Origin of the sequence: Roseibium hamelinense, assembly GCF_007830545.1 — a bacterium.
Lineage (GTDB): Bacteria > Pseudomonadota > Alphaproteobacteria > Rhizobiales > Stappiaceae > Roseibium > Roseibium hamelinense.
In genome coordinates this window covers 57728-77582 of record NZ_VLLF01000001.1, presented here as the reverse complement: position 1 = coordinate 77582, position 19855 = coordinate 57728, and the positions used below count along the sequence as shown (strand labels likewise).

The following is a 19855-nucleotide window of genomic DNA, read 5'->3' as shown; positions in this document are numbered from 1 at the left end:
ATCCGCGGTCTTTTTGTTTGAACGCATCTCTGTGCAGCCGCCCGGATTGAACGGCTGCAGCAGAAATCGTTAGCCAACCTTGGCGTTGTCGTCACGCTTGACAGCAACGATCGCAGAGCGCGGCAGGCTGCCTTCGCCGTCCGGGAAAGGCTTGCCCGGATGCTGGATGCCAACAAACATCGTGCGCTTGTCGGAAGACCAGGTCAGGCCGGTCACTTCAGAGCCTTTCGGGCCGGTCAGGAAGCGGCGGATTTCGCCGGTTGCCGGGTCACCAGCAAGCATCTGGTTGTTGCCCATACCAGCGAAATCGCCTTCGTTCTTGTCGTTGCCGTCCGTTTGGATCCAGATCAGACCCGTTGTGTCGATCTGCATGCCATCCGGCGAGTTGAACAGGTTGCCTTCGTTGATGTTGGCAGATCCGCCGTAGGCACTGTCGCCGTGAACGGTCGGGTTTCCGGCCATCACATACAGATCCCAGTCGAAGGTCGCCTTGCCGTGGTCATCGCCATGCGGACGCCAACGGACGATCTGGCCGTAGTTGTTGGCTTCGCGCGGGTTCGGACCGTTGACGGACGTGTCGTCACCACCGGCATTCGCCTTGACGCCGCGGTTCTTGTTGTTAGTCAGGCAGCAATATGCCTCAACCGCCGTCGGGTTGACCGCGATCCACTCCGGACGGTCCATGGTGGTGGCACCAACCTTGGAAGCCGCCATACGCGTGAAGATCGCGATTTCGGCCTCGCTCATGCCGGTCGCGGTCGGGGTCAGCGCAACCCAGGACCCGGTCAGATCATCGTTGAAGCGGGCAGCAAACAGCTGGCCGTCACGCATCAGGGTCGACGTATCGCCACCCGGAACGTAGATGTCGCGGGAGACCCACTTGTACATGAACTCGCCACGCTCATCGTCGCCCATATAGACCACAAGGCGGCCTTCCGGGGTCAGAGCGGTTGCAGCGTTCTCGTGCTTGAAGCGGCCGAGCGCTGTGTGCTTGACCGGGGTCGAATCTGGGTTCGCCGGATCGATTTCGACGATGTAACCAGCCCGGTGCGGCTCATTCGGGTTCTTAGAGATGTCGAACCGCTCGTCGAAGCCGTGATAGTTGTAGCGGCCCGGTTCAACGTCGGTCTTGACGCCGTAGCGCTTGAACCCGTCCATGACTGCTTCGTCGGCCGATACTTCTGCGGTTGCGCCGAAGTAACCGTTGAAGTTTTCTTCACAGGTCAGGTATGTGCCCCAAGGCGTGCGGCCGGACCCGCAGTTGTTGAAGGTGCCGAGCGACTCTGTACCGGTGCTGTCGGCAGCGGTCTTCAACAGATCATGACCGGCAGCCGGACCGTCGATTTTCATCGGTGTGCGGTGGTGAATACGGCGGTTGTACGGGCTGTCGACAACGACTTCCCAACCGTTCTCACCTTCGGCGATTTCCATGACTGAAACGCCCTGGATGTTCTGCAGCAGAACAACATCGTCAGCCGAAGCAGGTTGACCTTCCTGCCCGGCCGGCAGGTTGATTTTCGGGTTCGGGTATTCACTGTTTACGACGAGGATCTCGCGGCCACCGACGTTGAACAGTTCCATACCGTCGGTGTTTTCACCGAAAATACGGTCGGACCCTTCGGTCGGGTGCCCCGTTTCAGCATTGAATTCCGGAGCGTCTGAAAACAGCGGATCGCCCCAGCGCACGAGAACGTCCCACTTGTACCCAGCTGGAACGTGCACGGTTCCGTCCGTCTGGATCGGGAGCTGGTCAAACGCAAAGCGTGACGTCTGCTGTGCCAGCGCCGTCGTGCTCTTCAAAAGGCCCGTGCCCATGACCGCAGCACCGGAGCCGAATGCAAGAACGCCTGACAGGAAACCGCGGCGGGAGATCGCGCTCTCAACAACGCGGTCAAACTCTTGCTCGTCCGGACGCGGAAAGTTCATTTCATCCCATTCGTCTGCAGACATTTCTTCATGATAATCGCTCATCTCGGTCTCCCTGTTCTGGCTCAATCATCAACCTGATTTGGCTGGAAAGGTGGATTCGATAGCAGGAGGACCGTGACAGAATGACGAAAAAATACCTAGAATCGGGCGCGGATAGTAAAAACCGTGTGCACATCCATAAATTTTATTTGCCAGCAAATAAAATCCGCCCCGGCAACTCCTTTTGCCAGCTTCTTTTTGGGTATTGAAGCGGGTCCAATTAAGCGAAGTCTTCGCAAACTCGACGTGTTTCGAAAAAGCACCCGCGCCAGTAGATTTTCTCCTCTAGGGGAGCACCAGACGAACACGACAGCTCCAGCAGAAAAACCTGCCCCGGCGTCTTGGCCCTGTTATTCCGACGGTCTGCCGCATGGCATGCAGCTGATCAGGTAACAGCCTGGCGCGCGTGAAACTGCGGCTGGTCCCACACGCCGGTCGCCATTATGTCTTTGAGCGCTGCAATTGCGTTCCAGATATCCTCATAGCCCACATAAGGCGCAGCGAACCCGAAGCGCAGAATGTCCGGCGCCCGAAAATCCCCGATAATACCGCGCGCGATCAAAGCCTGCACGATTGCATAACCTTGCGGATGGGTGAGCGACACCTGGCTGCCGCGTTCCGCGCTTTCTCTCGGGCTGGCGAGCTCAAAGCCGAATGCGCCCAATTCCTGGTCGACAAGCTGTATGAACAGGTCGCCCAGCGTGCGATTCTTCGCCCGCAGGACCTGCATGTCGACGCCGTCAAACACGGTGAGCGCCTCTTCGAGCGCGATCAGTGACAGTTGCGGCGACGTCCCTGCGAGCATTTTCTCGATGCCTGCATGCGGGGCGTAATCCTGCGCAAACGCAAATGGCCGGGCATGGCCATGCCACCCGGCAATTGGTTGATGTAGGTCCGGCAAATGATGGCGGGCGACGAACACAAAGGCCGGCGCGCCCGGGCCGCCATTGAGATACTTGTAGCCGCAGCCGACCGCAAAATCCGCACGGCAACCATTGAGGTCGACGGGCAATGTGCCGGCCGAGTGGGCCAGATCCCAGATAACCAGACCGCCCAACTTCTGGACTGTTCTGGTCAGACCCGCCATATCGTAAATGGCGCCGGTCTTGTAGTGCACATGGGTGAGCTGTAGCAGCGCCAACCCGTCTCCCGCCTCTTCGATTGCAGCCTGGACGTCTCCCGGCTCGACACAGCGCAGCTCGCAGCCCATCAGCTCGGCAGCTTCAGCGTTGATATAGACATCAGTCGGAAAGTTGCCCTTCTCAGAGACGATGATTTTACGCTCGGGCCGCTTGCGAAGCGCCGCAATCAGAAGCTTGAAAAGATTCACCGAGATGCTGTCGCAGACAATCACCTCGTCGCGGTCTGCACCAATCAGGCGCGCGATCGCCTCCCCGGCCCGTTTTGGCGCCGGATACCAGCCAGCATCGTTCCAGCTCCGGATCAGCCCCTTGCCCCACTCCTCGTTTATCGCTTTGGCGAGGCGAGGCTTAACAGATTTCGGTAAAGCGCCGAGCGAATTGCCGTCCAGATAGATCACGCCTTCCGGGAGGTCGAACCGATCCTTGAGGTGTTTCAGCGGATCCCGTTCATCAAGCGCAAGACAGTCGGCCTGACTGACGGAGCGGGACGGGCTTTCGACAACAGACGGCATATTTGATCCTGTCAACTAAAGTGCGGTCAGGCCGCGTGATCGGGAGTTCCGTGACTCTGGCGAACGGCGCGGTAGACGCCAAGTGTTTCGCCGACATGAAGCTTCAACAGCAGGCGGGCTGTTTCCGTGTCGCGGTCAAGCACAGCGCGCATCAGGCGTTCGTGTGACAGACCGTTCATGGCGTTGTGCAGCCGCGACATCAAAGTGTCGTCCGGCGCCCGGCCAGCCTGTTTCGCGGTGATCAAAGGGGCGATGGTCATATGAAACTGATGTCGGCGCAGATGATCCCAGACTTGGTTGTAGAGCCGCTTTTGCCAGACTGAACGCGCCGCATTGATCAGCGACAGGTGGAAGCCCCGATGGCGGGCATCCCAGTCCCGCAGGTTTTCCAGAGTCAGATCGCTAAGAATGTTCGCTGCACGCGAGAGCCGGTGATGCGCTTCAACAATACCGACTTCCCAGTCCTCATCGCCAAGGCGCATTGCTTCTTCCAGCAAGGGCTCTTCAAGCACCAAACGTGTGTTCAGCAAATCCGAAATTTCGCCCTCCGAAATCTCGGCGACAAAAAACCCGCGATTGGGTTTCGAGATCACCAGCTGTTCGGCCTCGAGCCGCTGCAAAGCTTCGCGCAAGGGGGTCCAGCCAATGTCATGCATCTCGCGCAGCCGGTCATGGCGCAACGGCGCACCAGGCGCAAGTTGCGCATCCAGAATGTGCTGGCGGAGAGTGAGATAAGCGGCTTCAGCTTTGGACGTCATACACTTTCAAATTATATATATTATACGATTTCTCTCTTTATTATATATAATTTTGGATTGCGCAAGACAGCCGGTCAGCTGCCGTGTTTGCCATCAATGATCTCAAGCGCCCGTATGGCAAACCGCTGTGCAAGAGGCCCCAGCTCCGCGGCCCGCGGATCCGCTGCACTGCCAGCCTTCGCACGATCCGAAATCCCGACGAAAATCACGGCAAACCGAAACAGTGCGAACGCTTTGTGAAACGGCAAAAGCTGAGCCGGGAAAGTCACTTGTGATTGATAGCGCGCGATAAAATCCCTTTCCTGAGGCAGACCCGATCCGGAAACATCCAGGCCGAAAATGCCGCCATACTCATCCGGTGCAGTGTGCCACGGCATGCAGCAAAACCCCAGATCGGCCATCGGATGGCCAAGCGTCGACAATTCCCAATCCAGGATCGCGACCACCTCTGGCTTTTCCGGGTGAAACAGCATGTTGCCGATCCGGAAATCACCGTGCGCCAGGCGGACCAAACCGTCGTCTTCCGGCGTATTGTCCGGCAACCACTGACACAGATGATCCAGCTCAGGAATGCGGCCCGTCCCGGAGGCTTCGTACTGACGGCTCCATCGGTTAATTTGGCGGGCAAAATAGTTGCCCGGCTTGCCATAATCGCTCAGACCGACATCCGCCGGCAGCACCGCGTGCATTTTCGCCATTGCATCGGCAACCGCCATCCATATAGCCCGGCGGTGTTCGCGCGGCACGCTGCCCAGCGCCGCGTCATCAAGAACACGGCCTTCGACCCGCTGCATCAGATAAAACGGCGTCCCGAGTGCCCCAGGGTCCTCATGAAACAGCAACGGCTCGGCCACGGGCACCGATGTTCCCGACAGTGCTTTCAGGACACGGTACTCCCGGTCGATTGCATGCGCGCCGCGCAGGATCGGTCCGTTTGGCTGCTTGCGCAAGACGAGGCGCTCAGCCCCCCAATCGACGAAATAGGTCGGGTTCGACTGCCCGCCCGAAATACGCTGGACAGAAAACCGTCCGGCCGGGCCGAGTTCGTTCCTCAGAACCTCTTGCAAGGCATGGCGCTCGAAGTCGAGGCCGGCGAATTCGACATCCGCCATGGATCAGCCCTCCTCCGCCGCGCCCGCAACATCCCAGCGCCAGAAGTCGTTTTGCTCTTCCGACAGCACCCGGTCCAGCACCATCTTGTGGACTTCATCAGCGCCATCGACCAGCCGCGCCTGCCGGGCGTACCGGTAGATCCATTCAAGCGGTGTGTCGGTCGAATAGCCACGCGCGCCATTGATCTGGATGGCGATGTCCGCTGCCCGGTGGAGCAGATTGGCGACATGGATTTTGGCCATGGAAATCTCCTTGCGGGCGTAGCTGCCGCGGTCAATTTCCCAGGCTGCCTTCATGACCAGCAACCGGCCGGTCTCGATCGCCATCGCGAGATCGCCCAGCATGATGCGCACGCTCTCGCGCTCCGCCAGACGGACGCCAAAGCCTTCCCGCTTTTCGGCGTAGTCCCGTGCAATCTCGGTGCAGCGTTTTGCAAGACCCAGCCAGCGCATGCAATGAGTGAGACGCGCAGGTCCGAGCCGCACTTGCGTGGCCTTCATGCCCCGCCCCTCCCCGATGAGCACATTTTCGGCCGGGATCTCGAGACCGTCGAAAACCAGTTCACAATGCCCGCCATGCTCTTCCGGCCCCATAATGCCGATCCGGCGCTCTATCCGCCAACCCGGCTGGCCGGCATCAAACAGCATGGCGGTTAGGCCGGCTTTGGGATCATCGGACGTGCGCGCAACAAGAACGAAGTGCTGTGCGCCCTCTGCTCCCGTGATGTACCATTTGCGCCCCGTTACAATGTACTTGTCCCCCTGGCGCTCAGCCCGTGTCCGGATCATCGACGGGTCGGATCCGCCTCCTGGATGCGGCTCCGTCATGGCAAAGGACGACCGTACCCGGCCCTCGACAATCGGTTGCAGCCACCGCCGTTTTTGCGCGTCCGTGCCGACCTTTTCCAGAAGCATCATGTTGCCGTCATCAGGCGCTGCGGAATTGAAAATCACAGGACCGAAGATCGACCGGTTCATTTCCTCATAACACACCGCCATGCCGACCTTGTTCAAACCGCCACCACCGGTTTCCCGGCGCAACTGGAGACACCACAGCCCTTCGGAGCGGGCCTTGGCACGAAGCGCCTCGAGTGGATCGCGGGCGATATTGCCGTGTCCGTCATAAGCACCCTGGTCGCTTTCCAGCGGAATGACATTGTCTGCGATGAACGCGGCGATGCGTGCGCGCAGATCCTCGATCTCCGGCGATATCGTGAAGTCCATGGTTCCTCCCAACTACCGCCATGGATGTGAAGGGCGGCGCAGTCTTTGGTCACAGCTTGCAGGCAAACCGGATGGCGCGAAAGAGGGAACCGCCAGAGGCCTTCTCAAGATGTTTCAAACTGCGACAGACCGGCACAGGCCTTTCCTCTTGCTGCTGCGCGCATACTTCCTTGTCCATGCAAGACACCAAAGCAAAACTGGCCCGCTTGTGGCAGCTGGTATCCGGTCTGTTTCAGGCACCACCGGGCATGGGCCGGATTTCCCTGGCTTTGCTATATGGCGGGGTGTGCCATGCCATATTCACGGCGGCGGTGCTTGCCATGATCACCGCCATGTTTTTCGGCATGTCACAAAGCTTGGGCTCGGTTCCCTGGCCCTGGGCGCTTGCCGCGAACGCCTTTCTCGTTTTGCAATTCCCGCTTGCCCATTCGTTTCTGTTGACCGGGAGTGGCCGGCGGATCCTGGAGCGCCTCGCTCCTGCCCCTCACGGCAAGACCTTGGCGACAACCACATATGCCATCATTGCATCCTGCCAACTCCTGGCATTGTTTGCTCTGTGGACCCCGAGCGGCATTGTCTGGTGGCGGGCAGAAGGCGGGCTATTCTGGCTGATCGTGTCGGCGTACGCCGCTTCTTGGCTGGTGCTTATGAAAGCCAGCTTCGATGCCGGCGCCGAAGTTCAATCTGGTGCGCTCGGCTGGATGTCGCTGGTCCAGAAGATCAAGCCGGTGTTTCCGGACATGCCCGAAACCGGGCTGTTCCGCATCATTCGCCAGCCGATATATGTAGCGTTCGCCCTGACCTTGTGGACCGTCCCGGTCTGGACGCCCGATCAGCTGGCGCTCGCGCTGAGCTACACCGCCTATTGCCTTCTCGCTCCGCGGCTGAAAGAGCGCAGGTTCTCCGCGATCTATGGCGCGAGGTTCAAGGTCTATCAGTCGCGCGTACCCTATGTGATCCCCCGCTTTTTGTCATTTTCCCGGTACCATTCAAGTTCCGGCCGGGCCAACAGCGGCAAAGAATAAAAAAGCCCCGACAAGCAATTCACGAGGCCTTTTATTGCAGACTGGCCCTTTACCGGCCGTGCCAGAACTGATCTGGAATGGCTGCGATCTCCTTCGGAAGCAACGGATTTTCGATCTCAAACCGGATCCGATCATCGATCTTAGCTTGCTCGAACACTTCCTTGATACGCGGGTGGTTTTCGAAATACTCCATGAAACTGCCATCCTCATAAGCGCGCGTAAACCCCTGCATCAGGATGTCGTAGCGTTCTTTGTCGTCCTTGTTCAAAAACAAGAACATGTCGAACGGGTATACGATTATGATGGACTCATCGATCGTAAGGCTTGGCATTTCGCCGCTGCGGGCCGACACCTCTGCGTAAGGTTCGGCAACGCCCCGCGCGAAACCATCAATTCGGCCACCCTCGACCATCTTGAAAAGATTTTCGTATTTGGCGTCTGAAACTTTAAGTCCAGCCGCTTCCAAAATCTGGGTGTCGGGCCAGCCTGTGCCGGACCCAATCGAGATGTTCTTCAAGTCCTCTATGGTCTTGACCGCAGCCACCTTGTTCTTGGAGTCTTCGCTAACGATCAGGACGCGATGGCCAAGCAGGCCACGTTGCAGCGGGATTGGAACAGTCGCCAGCTTGTCGAACCGTTCCTGATCAATTCCTGAGAAGATGATGTGAAAGTCCGCACTCCCGGTGGCGAGCTCCTCTAGGAGACGGGACTGGTTGGCTTCGCCGACCGAAGCTCGTGACACGGTATGATCTCCGTCGGCTTTTTGAAGCGCCAATTCGATCAGGCCGAACTCGTAGCTGTTCAAGCTGCTGTCAGCGCGCTCTTCGCCAACGAGAAATTCCAATGCGTGGGCCGGAGTAAAACTCAATCCGGCTAGGACTGCCGCAGTCAACAAGGTCTTCATAGTTTGCCTCCCAATCAATGGAGCACTATTCGGGGGGCAGATCTCTTACTTTAAGGTTATTGGTATTTTTCAACAGTGTTTGAAACCTGTATTACTATTAACACGTTGTTTCATTCAGATCGCATGTTCAACGATGCCAATATTTGTCCGGTATATTTTGAAAGGCTTCGGGCAGGAAAGGATTCTCGATGTCAAAACGGACCCTGCGATCGAGGTCCGCCTGCAAAAATACGCTGCGAATCCGCGGGTGTCCTTCGAAATAAGTCATAAAGCTGCCGTCTTCATAAGCGCGCGTCAGGCCTTGCAACAAAATATCGTGGCGCTTTTTGTCTTGCTTGCCGACAAAGAAAAAGGTGTCGAACGGATAGGCCAGCAACAGCCGGGTGTCGATGGCAAGACCCGGCATGTCCGCCGCGCGCACCGCAACCTCCCGATAAGGTTCCGCAACGCCGCGAGCGTACCCGGCGATCCGGCCTTTATAAACCATCTTGAAGAGGCTCTCATAGTCCGACTGCGCGACCGAAAAACCCGCATTCTCCAGGATGGAGGTGTCTGGCCAGCCGGTTCCCGACCCGATCGGAACCTTTTTCAGATCTTCCAGGGTTTCAACGCCCGCCAGCCTGTCCTTATGCCTTTCGCTGACAATCAGGATCCTCAGCCCCAACAAACCACGCTGCAAGGGAACAGGAACGGTCAAAAGCCGCGCATGCCGCTCCCTGTCGATGCCTGAAAAGGTCACATCAAAGTCTGCAACGTCATTCATGAGCATCAGCAACACCCGGCTTTGGCTCGAATTCGGGTGCGCGACGATTTCGAGCGTGTGGTCACCCTCCGCTTTTTGCAAGGCGAGTTCAATCAATCCGATTTCGTAGTCGTAACGGCTTTCATCTTCGCCAACGATACCAAGACGGAAGACCTCCGCAAGGCATCCCGACACGGAAGCAAACACTGCCAGCAGACCCAGAAGGAGACGGTTCATCAGACGTTCCCAAACAACGCACCAACACTAACCGAGCGGATATTGACATTACGTTTCCAGAAAAAAGGACAATGCAAGAACGGCGATGGAATGACTTGCCAAAAATGGCGAGGGTCCATTGTTCAAACGACCCTGTCGTCAATCGCCTTTGCCAGATGTTCGGCCAAGGCCCGCACGCGGCGGGGCTGCGCCCGTGCCGGCGGAAACAGCAATTGCAACGGAACGCTGGGCGCGGAAAAAGAGCCAAGAACCTCGATCAACCGGCCAGCAGCAAGGTCTGGGCCGGCATCAATATCCGATTTCCAGGCGATCCCGCCGCCCTCTACGGCCCATTGCCGCACCAGTGCCCCATCATTTGATACACGGTCGCCACGAACGGCAATGGTTTGTGCCGAATGACCGAACCCAAATCTCCAGAGATTGTCGAGATTGAGCCCGAAGCGCATGATCAGACAATTATGTGCCCTGAGATCGTCAGGTCGCTGCGGCTCGCCGTTGTCAGCCAGATATGCGGGTGATGCACAAACGATCCGCCGCACCGGCCTCAGCGCACGCCGGCGCAAACTTGTGTCGGTGACTTCGCCATAACGTATTGCCAAGTCAAATCCCTGTCCGACCACGTCAACGTATCCATCTGACAAGTGCAACTCTATTTTGATCTGCGGGTGCCGCTGCTGAAACCGGTCAAGTGCATCGGAGACCACCAGGCGCCCCGTGTCACTTGGTGCGCTGATGCGGATCGGTCCGGACAGTGTTTGTGCGCCGGCCTTTATCTGGCCATCGAGATCCGCCACCTCGCTCAGCACACGCCGCGCCCCCTCCAGAAGCGTGCGGCCTTCTTCGGTGAGGCTGAGGGCCCGTGTTGTCCGGTTCAAAAGCACCACACCATAGTGGGCTTCGAGTGCGGACAGGCGTTCAGAAACGGTGGTTGGTGACAGGCCACGCTCGCGAGCGGCTGCAGTGAGACTGCCTTTCTCATTGATCAAGACAAACAGGGCGAGGTTATCAAGCAGCATTATTCGGTATTTCCGGATTATATTTGCGGAACTTACTTATTTATCCGGCTGTGGCAAGGAGTTAAATCTTGATCTGCACAAAACAGGACAGATCGCATGAGCAACTTGACCATCATCGCCAACATTCACGCAAAACCGAACCAGATTGACCTGGTCAAATCCGAGCTGCTGAAGCTCATACCGACTACCGTGAAAGAGCGCGGGTGCCTGACTTACGAACTGCACCAGAACACGGCAGATCCAGCGCATTTCACCTTCACCGAGATTTGGGAAACCCGCGAACTCTGGCGGGACCATATGAATGCGCCGCATCTTGCCGCCTACATGACCGCCACCGAAGGAGCCATCGCCGAATTCTCCCTGACCGAGATGACCAAAATCGGCTGACAGCCAGGACATTTGGTCGAACTTCGCCTTCATACAAGGACAAAACTCATGAAAGCCGTTGGCTACAACTCTCCTGGTCCGATCGACCGGGCTGACGCTCTCGTCGACTTGACACAGGACGTTCCGGAAGCCCGCGGGCATGACCTGCTGGTCAAGGTGCTTGCCATTTCGGTCAATCCGGTCGACTACAAGATACGCATGTCCCGCGCCGCGGACGATGGCATCCCGGTTGTGCTGGGCTGGGACGCAGTAGGCGAAGCCGTTTCTGCCGGGGAAAAGGCGTCCGGATTTCAACCGGGTGACCGTGTCTGGTATGCTGGATCGATTAACAGGCCCGGCACGAATTCCGAATACCATCTTGTGGACGCCCGGATCGTCTCCAAGGCTCCGGCTTCGGTTTCCCCGTCAGACGCTGCCGCCCTGCCACTGACTGCACTGACGGCCTATGAGATGCTGTGGGACCGGCTGAAAGTGGATGTGCCGGTGCCAGGCGCGGCAGAAGCGGCCGTAATCATTGGCGGCGCAGGCGGTGTCGGCTCCATAACGATCCAGCTTCTGCGTGCACTGACCAGCCTGACAGTCATTGCCACCGCCTCGCGACCGGAAACGAAGGCTTGGGTAAAGCAACTTGGCGCGCACCACGTGATCGACCATTCGAAGCCGCTGGCACCTCAGGTCGAAGAACTTGATGTCGGTGCGCCAGGGTTTGTATTTTCAACCAATGAGTCTGCCAGTTATGCGCAAGATGCGGCAGACATGATCGCTCCGCAGGGACGCTTTGGGCTGATTGATGATCCCGAGCACTTTGACATCATGCCGTTCAAGGCAAAGTCCGTCTCGATCCACTGGGAGCTGATGTTTACAAGGTCCTTGTTTCAAACAACGGACATGAAAAGGCAGAGCGATATCCTGCAACATGTCGCGGAGCTTTTGGACGCTGGTCAGATTCGGTCAACCACCACGGAAAGCCTCGGCAATATTTCAGCGGGTAACTTGATAAAGGCCCATCAGATGCTTGAAAGCGGCAAAGCGCGCGGCAAGATCGTTCTTGACGGCTTTTAACCTGCCAAAGCCTGCAGAAAACGCACCAGAACCGGCCCCCTCCAACTGGTTTTGACCTGCCGCATACATTTCCAAACGCCCTGCCTCACCTCTTTCCTTCGCCGCAAAGCTCTGCGATGGTTGCGGTTTTCGGGGCGTTTGAATGTTACGGATCAATCTGGACCAGCTGCGGACATTCCTGATCGTCGTGCGCAGCGGCGGGGTGGTGAAAGCGGCACAGTCGTTGAACCTCACGCAACCGGCAGTCACGGCCCGCATGAAGAACTTGGAACAGACGCTCGGCACCCAGCTGTTCGACCGTTCGGCCGGGCATAACCGGCTCACCAAAAAGGGTGAATTGCTGCTTCAATATGCACTCAAGCTGGAAGTTCTGTCGAACCAGATAGAACGTGACATCGTCGATCCTGCCCACCTTGAGGGCCACTTGCGGCTTGGGGCGTCAGAGACGATCGCCCAAAGCTGGATGCCCGACTTCATCACCGAATTGTCACGCCGCTTCCCGAAGCTGCAGATCGAGTTCAATGTCGATGTTTCGGTCAATCTGCGCAACGCATTGCTGGCCCGCGAAATCGATCTTGCCTTTTTGCTCGGTCCGGTTTCGGAATTTTCGGTCGACAACATCGCGCTGCCGGAGTTCGAGCTCGGCTGGTATGCCTCTGTCAATGTTCCCGATGACCGCAGCGAAGCTGCCGGGCTGTTCGGCAAACCGGTCATCACCTACGCCAAGAACACCCGTCCCTACCGGGAGCTGCGTGACAAGGTTCAGGAAAAAGCGGGGGCGGATGTTCCGCTGTTTCCCTCGTCCTCATTGTCTGCGGCGATCCGCCTGGTCGAGTCCGGACTGGGTGTTGGGGCATTGCCGCGCGTCCTTGCACAGCCTTACGTTCAGGCCGGGACCTTGAAGACATTCGATCCGGGCTGGGGACCTGAACCGCTGACTTTCACCGCGTCCTTCATTGCGGATCCGCGCAGCCAGATGGTTGAAAGCGCGGCGCTTCTGGCCGCTGAAATCGCTTCGCAGCATGTTTAGAGCATAAAAAATATTTATATGAAATTGCCAATTTTATTGATTTGACCAACATCCTCCTCGCGGACATGCTCGAAATGACGCAGGGAGTGTGGCACGAAAATGAGCAGTTTCGAACAGATACGGACCTTGATCCCGGCCGAGGCGCGGGCCGCGATCCGCACGGGCGCATATGGTCGGCATACGGCCGGCTTGGCCGCCGGATATCTTCAGGCCAATCTGGTGGTCCTGCCCGAAACCCACGCACTCGATTTTGCACGCTTTTGCCAGCGCAACCCCAAGCCTTGCCCGGTTGTTGGCATGACAGATGCCGGCAGCCCAAAGTTCCGGACGCTCGGCCAGGATGTAGACCTGTGCCGGGATGTGCCCTCCTACAATGTCTATGAACACGGCGTGCTGACGGCGACGGTACCCGACATCTCGGATTTGTGGCAGGACGACTTTGTCGGCTTTGCGCTCGGCTGCTCTTTCACCTTCGAAAACGCATTGATCGCGGCTGGAATTCCGGTTCGTCACATCGACATGGACACGACCGTTCCCATGTACCGCACGTCAATCGCCTTGACCCCGGCCGGGCCATTCTCCGGCACCATGGTCGTCAGCATGCGGCCAATTGCGGAAGCCCGTGTCTCTGAGGCCATTGCGATTTCCTCAAGATTTCCACTCGCCCACGGCGCACCGGTACATACAGGCAATCCTGGAGACATCGGCATTGCAGACCTGCGCACTCCGGACTGGGGCGAGCCTGTCGACATTGAGCCCGGTGAGATACCGTGTTTTTGGGCCTGCGGGGTCACGCCCCAAGCGGTTCTCCTGGCCGCCAGCCTGCCGATGGTCATCACCCATACTCCCGGACACATGCTGATCACCGATGTGCCGGAAACCGCAGACATTCCGGTGATCCAATCCGACTGAAAACAAAAAACCTTCCAGCCCCTCTCAGAGGAGACCGATATGACCAAGCACCTTTCCATCCTTTTGGCGTCCACCGCCCTTCTTGCCGCCCCAGCCAGCGCCGAAACGCTATCCGTGGTTGGCAGCTGGTCCGGCCTGCCGCTGCACAAGGAATTCGAAGCCCCCTTCTGGACGGAAAAACTTCCGGCAGCGTCCAGCGGTGAAATCGAGGTGGACCTGACAACGCATAACCAAATGGGCCTTGGTGTCGCCGATGTCTTCCGGCTGCTGGGGGATGGCGTTTACGATGTCGGCATGACGGTCGCCGACTACGCGGTGGCAGATGCTCCGGAGCTGGAAGGCCTTGATGTGCCGCTCCTGGCGCTGAACGCAGACGATGCGCGCGCGATGGTCAATGCGGCCCGCCCAATGGTCGCCGATATCTACAAGGACCGGTTCAATTCACACGTCCTGGCGATCGCCCCCTACCCGCCGCAAGTGGTGTTCTGCAATGCCGAAATCGGCAGCCTCGATGATCTTCAGGGCAAGAAGGTGCGGGCATCCGGGCGCATGACGGCGATTTTCCTGGAAGCGCTCGGCGCGGAAGGCGTCAATGTCTCGTTCTCAGAAGTGCCTGGCGCGCTTCAACGCGGTGTTGTCGATTGCGCGGTCACCGGCGCAGGGTCGGGCTATTCGGCCGGTTGGTGGGAAGTGTCCACCCATCTTTTGCCGATTCCGCTCGGCGGTTGGGATTCTGTCGTGACGGCCATCAATATGGATCGCTGGAACAGCTTGAGCGATGAAATGAAGGCCACGATCGAGGCCGAAATCAAGACCGGGTTCGAAGACCCCGCCTGGGCCGTCGCCCAGGATGCGCTGGTCAACGACATTGCCTGCCTGACAGGCAATGGAGAATGCCCGGCCGGTGATGCGCGGGGCATGACGCTTGTGGAAGTATCCGATGCCGACTTCGAAAAGGCGCGTGGCATTTTGATCGGCGAAGTGCTGCCGGATTGGGCCGAACGGGCCGGCGGTGACTGGGCGCAGCGCTGGAATGCCAGTGTCGGCGAAACCGTCGGCGTTCAGATCGCCAACTAAGCGCTGATAAAGAGGAGACGGCGGTGCCCGGTTTAAGCGAAACGATTATTGACCGGCTAAGGGCTACAAACCGGCTCATCGCGCTTGCGATGGGCTTGGTCCTGTTGCTATGCGCCGTCTTCATCCTTGCCGAAATCGCCCTTCGGCTCCTGGGGGGCAGCCTTGGAGGGACAGACGAGATCGCGGGCTATGTTATGGCCATCGTAACGTCATGGGGCATGGCCTATTGTCTCTTGGAGCTCGGCCATGTGCGCATCGACTTTCTGCGCGGGTGTTTCGCATCGCGTGGCCGGGCGGTTCTTGATCTCATCTGCATGGCAACGCTGGCGGCCGTTGCGTCCGTGATCGCCTACAAGTGCTGGCCGGTTGTCGAGCGCTCCCTGGCGAATGGCAGCCGGGCAAACACACCGCTTGAAACACCGTTGGCGCTAGTTCAAGTGCCGTGGTTCATGGGATGGGCCTGGTTTGCCCTTTCAGCCTGGATCACGCTCGTCGCGGCAACATTCCTGGTGCTTCAGTCCCGCTTGAAGGAAGCGGAAAGTGTTGCAGGTGTTTTCGCGGAAGCGGACGCAGCTGCCCGTGAGGCGGAGGCTGCAACATGATTGGAACCTTGTCAGTCTCCCTGCTCGCGCTGTTGTCGATTTCCCTGCCCGTGGGGGTCGTGCTGTTCCTGCTCGCCTTTGGAATTGATCAGTTTTATTCCTCGTTTCCCTTGATACGCGGCCTTGGAAACATGGTCTGGTCGTCTTCAAAATCGGCCACCTTGATCGCCATCCCGTTTTTCGTGCTGCTTGGGGAGATCCTTGTCCGCTCCGGGATCGCAAGCCGGACTTACTCGGCATTGGACCGTTGGTTCTCTTGGCTTCCAGGCGGTTTGATTCACGCCAATGTGGCAACCGCGACAATGTTCTCGGCCACGTCCGGCTCGTCTGTTGCAACCGCGGCAACCGTTGCGACCGTTGCCATGCCACAGGCTGAACGTCTTGGATATGATCAGCGACTGTTTTCCGGCGCTATTGCAGCCGGAGGCACGCTCGGCATCATGATCCCACCATCGATCAACCTGATCGTCTACGGCTTCTTGACCCAGACCTCGATCCCGCAGCTTTTTCTGGCGGGTCTCGTGCCGGGCCTCTTGCTGGCGCTTGCCTTTCTGGTGGTGACCGCCTTGATTTGCGCGATCCGGCCCGATCTCGGCGGAACCCGGCGTGTCTTTCCCTTCATCGACATGCTCAAGGCGCTCACGGAGCTCCTGCCGATCATCATGCTGTTCACCTTGATCATCGGGTCGATCTATATGGGATGGGCAACCCCGACGGAGGCGGCCGCTGTGGGCGTAGCTGGGGCCATGCTCATTGCAGCGCTCACGAGCGGCATTACCTGGAAGATGATGGAAGCCAGCCTTCTGGGAACGATCAAGATCACGGCAATGATCATGCTTGTTGTGATTGGCGCTTCGTTCTTGAACTTCACGCTTGCCTCGGCCGGTCTCGGCCGGGAGTTACAGGAGTTCCTCGGGTCTCTCGGGCTGACGCCATTCTGGACACTTCTGGTGATTGTTGCGATTTACATCGTGCTCGGGTTTTTCATCGAAACGCTGTCGCTGATGGTGGTGACGATCCCGATTATTGTGCCGCTGGTTCTCGAGCTTGGTTATGACCCGGTTTGGTTCGGCATCTTGATGATCGTACTCATTGAGATGGCGCTTATCACGCCACCAGTCGGGCTAAATCTTTATGTGGTGCAAGGCGCCCGGCGCAGCGGCTCCATGAGCGACGTGATGCTGGGTTCCATACCCTTTGTGCTTACCATGGGCCTGATGGTCGCCGCGCTTATCGCGATGCCCGGAATTGCCCTTTTTCTCCCCGCCGTCCTGCAATAGCGGCGGGGCTCCTCCCACCTTTGGCCCCGCACTTCGGCGCGGGGTCTTTTGTTGGGGACGTTCAGTCTCGAACGACGAACACCGAACATCCCGCCCGGCGGACGACGCGCGATGCGGTTGATCCGAGGAAATAATCCTGGGCGGTCGGGTGATGCGATCCGACAATGATGAGATCGACATCGTTTTCCTCGGCAAAGGCTGCAATCTGAACGCCCGGCTTCCCGCTCACGACCTGGCACCGGATGCTGTCATCTCCGCCGGTTGCTTCGCGCAGCTTGGCCTCAACCTTCTGGGTCAGGTGATTGTCGACCTTCATGGTCACGAACTCAGAAACGAAACCCGGAATGTTCTCCAAAACGGTCAAAAGGGTGATCTTGCCGTCTGCCGCCATCAGATGGCGCGCATTTTCCAGCTTGCGGGCGATCAGCGTTTCATGATCCAAAGCGACCGGTATCAAAACATGCTTGTACATCGGATCGTAATCCTCCCCTTCTGAAACTCATCCAGCAATGCCGTGACCTGTTGCCGGTCAGGTTCAGCTGTGACCTTCTGCAAGCCTTCGGACCGCATCGACATAACGGACCGGTACATCTATGCCCTCCGCCCGCGCCCTGGCAATGGCGGCAGCGCGGCGGCTGCCGGGCAGGCGCGCGCCCTCCATGGTTTCAATGAGGCCGAGCAGCGCCTCGATGCGGGCGCCGAAATGCGCCGTGTCCATCGGTTTCATGGCAATCAGGAACTGGCCGACACCGGGAGGCGACCCGTCGGCGGAAAAGAACGAGGAGGCTTCGGTGCTTTTCGAGGCCCCCGTCATGACCGAGGCCAGAATTTCGACCATCAGCGCCAGCGCCGTGCCCTTGGCTTCGCCAATCGGCAGCATCGTGCCCTCGAGTGCGGCTTCGGCGTTCGTGGTCGGGTTGCCGTCCTTGTCGAGCGCCCATCCCTCCGGAATGTCCTTTCCGGCCTTGCGCGCATTCATCACCTTGCCCCGGGCCACCCGTGATAGGGACAGGTCCACGACAAGCGGATCCTTGCCCGGCCGGGGGGCGGCGAACGCGATCGGATTGGTGCCGAACACGGGATCCTTGGCTCCGAACGGGGCCATCGCCGCCGGCGCATTGGCCACCATGATCGCCATCAGTCCCCTTTCGGCGAGTTTTTCGACCTGAACTGACAGGGCGCCGCAATGATGCGACCGCGTGATGCCCATGGTTGCACAACCATGCTCCGATGCGATCCCGGAGCCTTTCTTGATGACGGCATCAAGCGCGGGATATGCAAACCCGAAACCGGCATCGGCGAGAAGGCTGGAGGTGCCTTTCTGATGAATATGGACCTCGGCGGAAGCGCGGATTTTCCCCGACTGGACTTGTGCGGCGTAGTCCTCGACCCGCGAAAATCCGTGTCCCACTTGCCCCTCCGCCTCAGCGGCGACAAGCGCATTGGCAACGGACTGCGCGGCTAGGTCTGGAACAGCAACGGCCAGGAAGGCGGATTTGATCAAAAGTTCTGCGTTACAAAGGCTCAGTCGTTCGGTGGCTTCCATAAGTATTCATGCTTTCCAAAGACGATAGATCGCCGACACTTATTTCAATTTCTGGGCCTTGGCGATGGCCAAACCGAAATGCTGGAAATCTGGTGGCTGGCTTCCAGCCACCGGATCAGTTGGGGTTAGGCGCTGCGGTAGAGTTTGGTCATGGAGAACTCCCGGTGACCGAGCGCTTCGGCAGCGGTGTTCCGGCCATTGGCGGTGCGGCAGATCATCTCGATCAGCGCATCGCCTGCCTCATCGATGGTCATCTCCCGCCGCAAGATGCCGGAGACATCCACATCGACGTGCTCGCTCATGGTGCGGACCGTGCGCGGGTTGGCGGTGATCTTGACCACCGGCACGATCGGGTTGCCCACCACATTGCCTTGGCCCGTCGGGAAGGTGTGGATCACGGCCCCGCCCGCGGCCATCAGCGTCACGCATTCCGCTGCGGCAGAAGACGAGTCCATGAAGTAGAGGCCATTGCCCGACTTCGGCGCTTCTGCGGGCTCCAGGATGTCGATGTACTGCGAGGTGCGGCCGATCTTTTCCAGGTTTCCGAGGGCCTTTTCCTCAATGGTGGTCAAGCCGCCCTCGATGTTGCCCTTGGTCGGCTGGCTGTCGGAAAGGTCGTCCGTCTGATGCGCGAAGATGACATCATCCTGATAGGCCTTCCACATCTTGTACCAGCGCTCACCAACTTCCTCGTTGATCGCGCGCTTCTGGCAGATGTGTTCCGCGCCGGTGATCTCGGACGTTTCGCCGAAGAAGCCCGTGATGCCCTCCGGCAGCAGCTTGTCATACATGTTGCCGACGGTGGGGCAGGAGCCGAGACCTGTGGTGGTGTCGCTCTCGCCGCATTTGGTGGAGACCCAGAGCTCGGAAATGGAGCACTCTTCGCGCTGGTATTCCGACGTCTTGTGAACGAAGTCCTTCGCGGCCCAGGAGGCGCGGCGGATGGTTTCAAAATCACCGTTCTGTTCGATGGAGAACTCGGCGACCGGCTTGCCGGTCTCGCGGATGCCGTCGGCGATGCGCTTGGTCCAGCCCGGCTCGATGCCGATGACCACGACGGCCGCCACATTCGGGTTGGCGCCGGTGCCGATCATGGTGCGGAAGTGCAGCTCCAGATCTTCACCGAACTGAAGGCGGCCATAGGCATGGGGGATGGCCAGCGTGCCCTTGACGTTGTTGGCGACCGCCTCACAAGCGGCGTTGGAGATGTCGTCGACGGGCAGAATGACCACGTGGTTGCGGACCCCGACCCGGCCGTTTTCGCGCCGGTAGGCTTTCACCGTCATGTTGGAGTATTTGGTAGACATTTCGGGCGGCTC

The 19855-nt window shown here is 58.7% G+C and carries 19 protein-coding genes; 8 read left to right on the top strand and 11 right to left on the bottom strand.

The genetic code is table 11. The features are described from left to right. Positions 1 to 69: 69 nt before the first annotated feature. The 5 genes from JM93_RS00395 to JM93_RS00375 form a co-directional block, all read right to left on the bottom strand. Entirely contained in the window at positions 70 to 1971 is a 1902-nt protein-coding gene (locus tag JM93_RS00395) for a PhoX family protein (RefSeq protein WP_145340084.1), read from the bottom strand. A 382-nt stretch (positions 1972 to 2353) separates the two neighbouring features. Further along, positions 2354 to 3622, bottom strand: a complete 1269-nt coding sequence (kynU, locus tag JM93_RS00390) for a kynureninase (protein ID WP_145340083.1) — start codon at positions 3620 to 3622, stop codon at positions 2354 to 2356. A gap of 26 nt (positions 3623 to 3648) precedes the next feature. Beyond that, positions 3649 to 4380 carry a GntR family transcriptional regulator gene (locus JM93_RS00385; RefSeq protein WP_145340082.1) on the bottom strand — a complete coding sequence of 244 codons (732 nt, stop codon included), beginning with the start codon at positions 4378 to 4380 and terminating at the stop codon, positions 3649 to 3651. 74 nt (positions 4381 to 4454) lie between these two features. Further along, positions 4455 to 5492: a phosphotransferase family protein gene (locus JM93_RS00380; protein WP_145340081.1), complete on the bottom strand. Its 1038-nt coding sequence runs from the start codon at positions 5490 to 5492 to the stop codon at positions 4455 to 4457. A 3-nt stretch (positions 5493 to 5495) separates the two neighbouring features. Then, positions 5496 to 6716: an acyl-CoA dehydrogenase family protein gene (locus tag JM93_RS00375; protein WP_145340080.1), complete on the bottom strand. Its 1221-nt coding sequence runs from the start codon at positions 6714 to 6716 to the stop codon at positions 5496 to 5498. Positions 6717 to 6892: 176 nt separating this feature from the next. Between JM93_RS00375 and JM93_RS00370 the strand changes: the two genes are divergently transcribed. After that, positions 6893 to 7741, top strand: a complete 849-nt coding sequence (locus tag JM93_RS00370) for a methyltransferase family protein (RefSeq protein WP_145340079.1) — start codon at positions 6893 to 6895, stop codon at positions 7739 to 7741. Between the two features lie 49 nt (positions 7742 to 7790). Here the strand turns inward: JM93_RS00370 and JM93_RS00365 are convergent, their stop codons facing one another. From JM93_RS00365 to JM93_RS00355, 3 genes are all read right to left on the bottom strand, one after another. Then, positions 7791 to 8645, bottom strand: a complete 855-nt coding sequence (locus JM93_RS00365) for a substrate-binding domain-containing protein (protein ID WP_145340078.1) — start codon at positions 8643 to 8645, stop codon at positions 7791 to 7793. Positions 8646 to 8772: 127 nt separating this feature from the next. Further along, entirely contained in the window at positions 8773 to 9624 is an 852-nt protein-coding gene (locus tag JM93_RS00360) for a hypothetical protein (protein ID WP_145340077.1), read from the bottom strand. Between the two features lie 122 nt (positions 9625 to 9746). Then, a complete protein-coding gene (locus JM93_RS00355) occupies positions 9747 to 10640 on the bottom strand; it encodes a LysR family transcriptional regulator (RefSeq protein ID WP_145340076.1) in 894 nt (297 codons plus the stop codon). 96 nt (positions 10641 to 10736) lie between these two features. Here JM93_RS00355 and JM93_RS00350 point away from each other — a divergent pair, with 96 nt between their 5' ends. From JM93_RS00350 to JM93_RS00320, 7 genes are all read left to right on the top strand, one after another. Continuing rightward, positions 10737 to 11027, top strand: a complete 291-nt coding sequence (locus tag JM93_RS00350) for a putative quinol monooxygenase (protein WP_145340075.1) — start codon at positions 10737 to 10739, stop codon at positions 11025 to 11027. Positions 11028 to 11075: 48 nt separating this feature from the next. Next, a complete protein-coding gene (locus JM93_RS00345) occupies positions 11076 to 12089 on the top strand; it encodes a zinc-binding alcohol dehydrogenase family protein (RefSeq protein WP_145340074.1) in 1014 nt (337 codons plus the stop codon). A gap of 142 nt (positions 12090 to 12231) precedes the next feature. Continuing rightward, positions 12232 to 13119: a LysR family transcriptional regulator gene (locus JM93_RS00340; RefSeq protein ID WP_145340073.1), complete on the top strand. Its 888-nt coding sequence runs from the start codon at positions 12232 to 12234 to the stop codon at positions 13117 to 13119. 99 nt (positions 13120 to 13218) lie between these two features. Next, a complete protein-coding gene (locus tag JM93_RS00335; RefSeq protein ID WP_145340072.1) occupies positions 13219 to 14031 on the top strand; it encodes a putative hydro-lyase in 813 nt (270 codons plus the stop codon). Positions 14032 to 14070: 39 nt separating this feature from the next. Continuing rightward, the gene (locus tag JM93_RS00330; protein ID WP_145340071.1) at positions 14071 to 15108 is read left to right on the top strand and encodes a TRAP transporter substrate-binding protein; all 1038 of its coding nucleotides are present in this window, start codon (positions 14071 to 14073) and stop codon (positions 15106 to 15108) included. 23 nt (positions 15109 to 15131) lie between these two features. Next, entirely contained in the window at positions 15132 to 15710 is a 579-nt protein-coding gene (locus tag JM93_RS00325) for a TRAP transporter small permease subunit (protein ID WP_208994842.1), read from the top strand. Then, the gene (locus tag JM93_RS00320) at positions 15707 to 16990 is read left to right on the top strand and encodes a TRAP transporter large permease (RefSeq protein WP_145340070.1); all 1284 of its coding nucleotides are present in this window, start codon (positions 15707 to 15709) and stop codon (positions 16988 to 16990) included. Before JM93_RS00325 ends, JM93_RS00320 begins: the two co-directional genes overlap by 4 nt. A 61-nt stretch (positions 16991 to 17051) precedes the next feature. On the opposite strand, the gene JM93_RS00315 is transcribed toward JM93_RS00320, so the two are convergent. The 3 genes from JM93_RS00315 to JM93_RS00305 form a co-directional block, all read right to left on the bottom strand. Next, on the bottom strand, positions 17052 to 17462 hold the full coding sequence (locus JM93_RS00315; protein WP_145340069.1) for a universal stress protein: 411 nt from the start codon (positions 17460 to 17462) through the stop codon (positions 17052 to 17054). Positions 17463 to 17525: 63 nt separating this feature from the next. Then, positions 17526 to 18536: an Ldh family oxidoreductase gene (locus JM93_RS00310; protein ID WP_145340068.1), complete on the bottom strand. Its 1011-nt coding sequence runs from the start codon at positions 18534 to 18536 to the stop codon at positions 17526 to 17528. 125 nt (positions 18537 to 18661) lie between these two features. Then, positions 18662 to 19843, bottom strand: a complete 1182-nt coding sequence (locus JM93_RS00305; protein WP_145340067.1) for a UxaA family hydrolase — start codon at positions 19841 to 19843, stop codon at positions 18662 to 18664. Positions 19844 to 19855: the final 12 nt, after the last annotated feature.

What these genes read in the sequence shown, in the direction of transcription:
- JM93_RS00395 (WP_145340084.1), bottom strand. Translation starts at nt 1,971, where the DNA reads ATGAGCGATTATCATGAAGAAATGTCTGCAGACGAATGGGATGAAATG.
- kynU (WP_145340083.1), bottom strand. Translation starts at nt 3,622, where the DNA reads ATGCCGTCTGTTGTCGAAAGCCCGTCCCGCTCCGTCAGTCAGGCCGAC.
- JM93_RS00385 (WP_145340082.1), bottom strand. Translation starts at nt 4,380, where the DNA reads ATGACGTCCAAAGCTGAAGCCGCTTATCTCACTCTCCGCCAGCACATT.
- JM93_RS00380 (WP_145340081.1), bottom strand. Translation starts at nt 5,492, where the DNA reads ATGGCGGATGTCGAATTCGCCGGCCTCGACTTCGAGCGCCATGCCTTG.
- JM93_RS00375 (WP_145340080.1), bottom strand. Translation starts at nt 6,716, where the DNA reads ATGGACTTCACGATATCGCCGGAGATCGAGGATCTGCGCGCACGCATC.
- JM93_RS00370 (WP_145340079.1), top strand. Translation starts at nt 6,893, where the DNA reads ATGCAAGACACCAAAGCAAAACTGGCCCGCTTGTGGCAGCTGGTATCC.
- JM93_RS00365 (WP_145340078.1), bottom strand. Translation starts at nt 8,645, where the DNA reads ATGAAGACCTTGTTGACTGCGGCAGTCCTAGCCGGATTGAGTTTTACT.
- JM93_RS00360 (WP_145340077.1), bottom strand. Translation starts at nt 9,624, where the DNA reads ATGAACCGTCTCCTTCTGGGTCTGCTGGCAGTGTTTGCTTCCGTGTCG.
- JM93_RS00355 (WP_145340076.1), bottom strand. Translation starts at nt 10,640, where the DNA reads ATGCTGCTTGATAACCTCGCCCTGTTTGTCTTGATCAATGAGAAAGGC.
- JM93_RS00350 (WP_145340075.1), top strand. Translation starts at nt 10,737, where the DNA reads ATGAGCAACTTGACCATCATCGCCAACATTCACGCAAAACCGAACCAG.
- JM93_RS00345 (WP_145340074.1), top strand. Translation starts at nt 11,076, where the DNA reads ATGAAAGCCGTTGGCTACAACTCTCCTGGTCCGATCGACCGGGCTGAC.
- JM93_RS00340 (WP_145340073.1), top strand. Translation starts at nt 12,232, where the DNA reads ATGTTACGGATCAATCTGGACCAGCTGCGGACATTCCTGATCGTCGTG.
- JM93_RS00335 (WP_145340072.1), top strand. Translation starts at nt 13,219, where the DNA reads ATGAGCAGTTTCGAACAGATACGGACCTTGATCCCGGCCGAGGCGCGG.
- JM93_RS00330 (WP_145340071.1), top strand. Translation starts at nt 14,071, where the DNA reads ATGACCAAGCACCTTTCCATCCTTTTGGCGTCCACCGCCCTTCTTGCC.
- JM93_RS00320 (WP_145340070.1), top strand. Translation starts at nt 15,707, where the DNA reads ATGATTGGAACCTTGTCAGTCTCCCTGCTCGCGCTGTTGTCGATTTCC.
- JM93_RS00315 (WP_145340069.1), bottom strand. Translation starts at nt 17,462, where the DNA reads ATGTACAAGCATGTTTTGATACCGGTCGCTTTGGATCATGAAACGCTG.
- JM93_RS00310 (WP_145340068.1), bottom strand. Translation starts at nt 18,536, where the DNA reads ATGGAAGCCACCGAACGACTGAGCCTTTGTAACGCAGAACTTTTGATC.
- JM93_RS00305 (WP_145340067.1), bottom strand. Translation starts at nt 19,843, where the DNA reads ATGTCTACCAAATACTCCAACATGACGGTGAAAGCCTACCGGCGCGAA.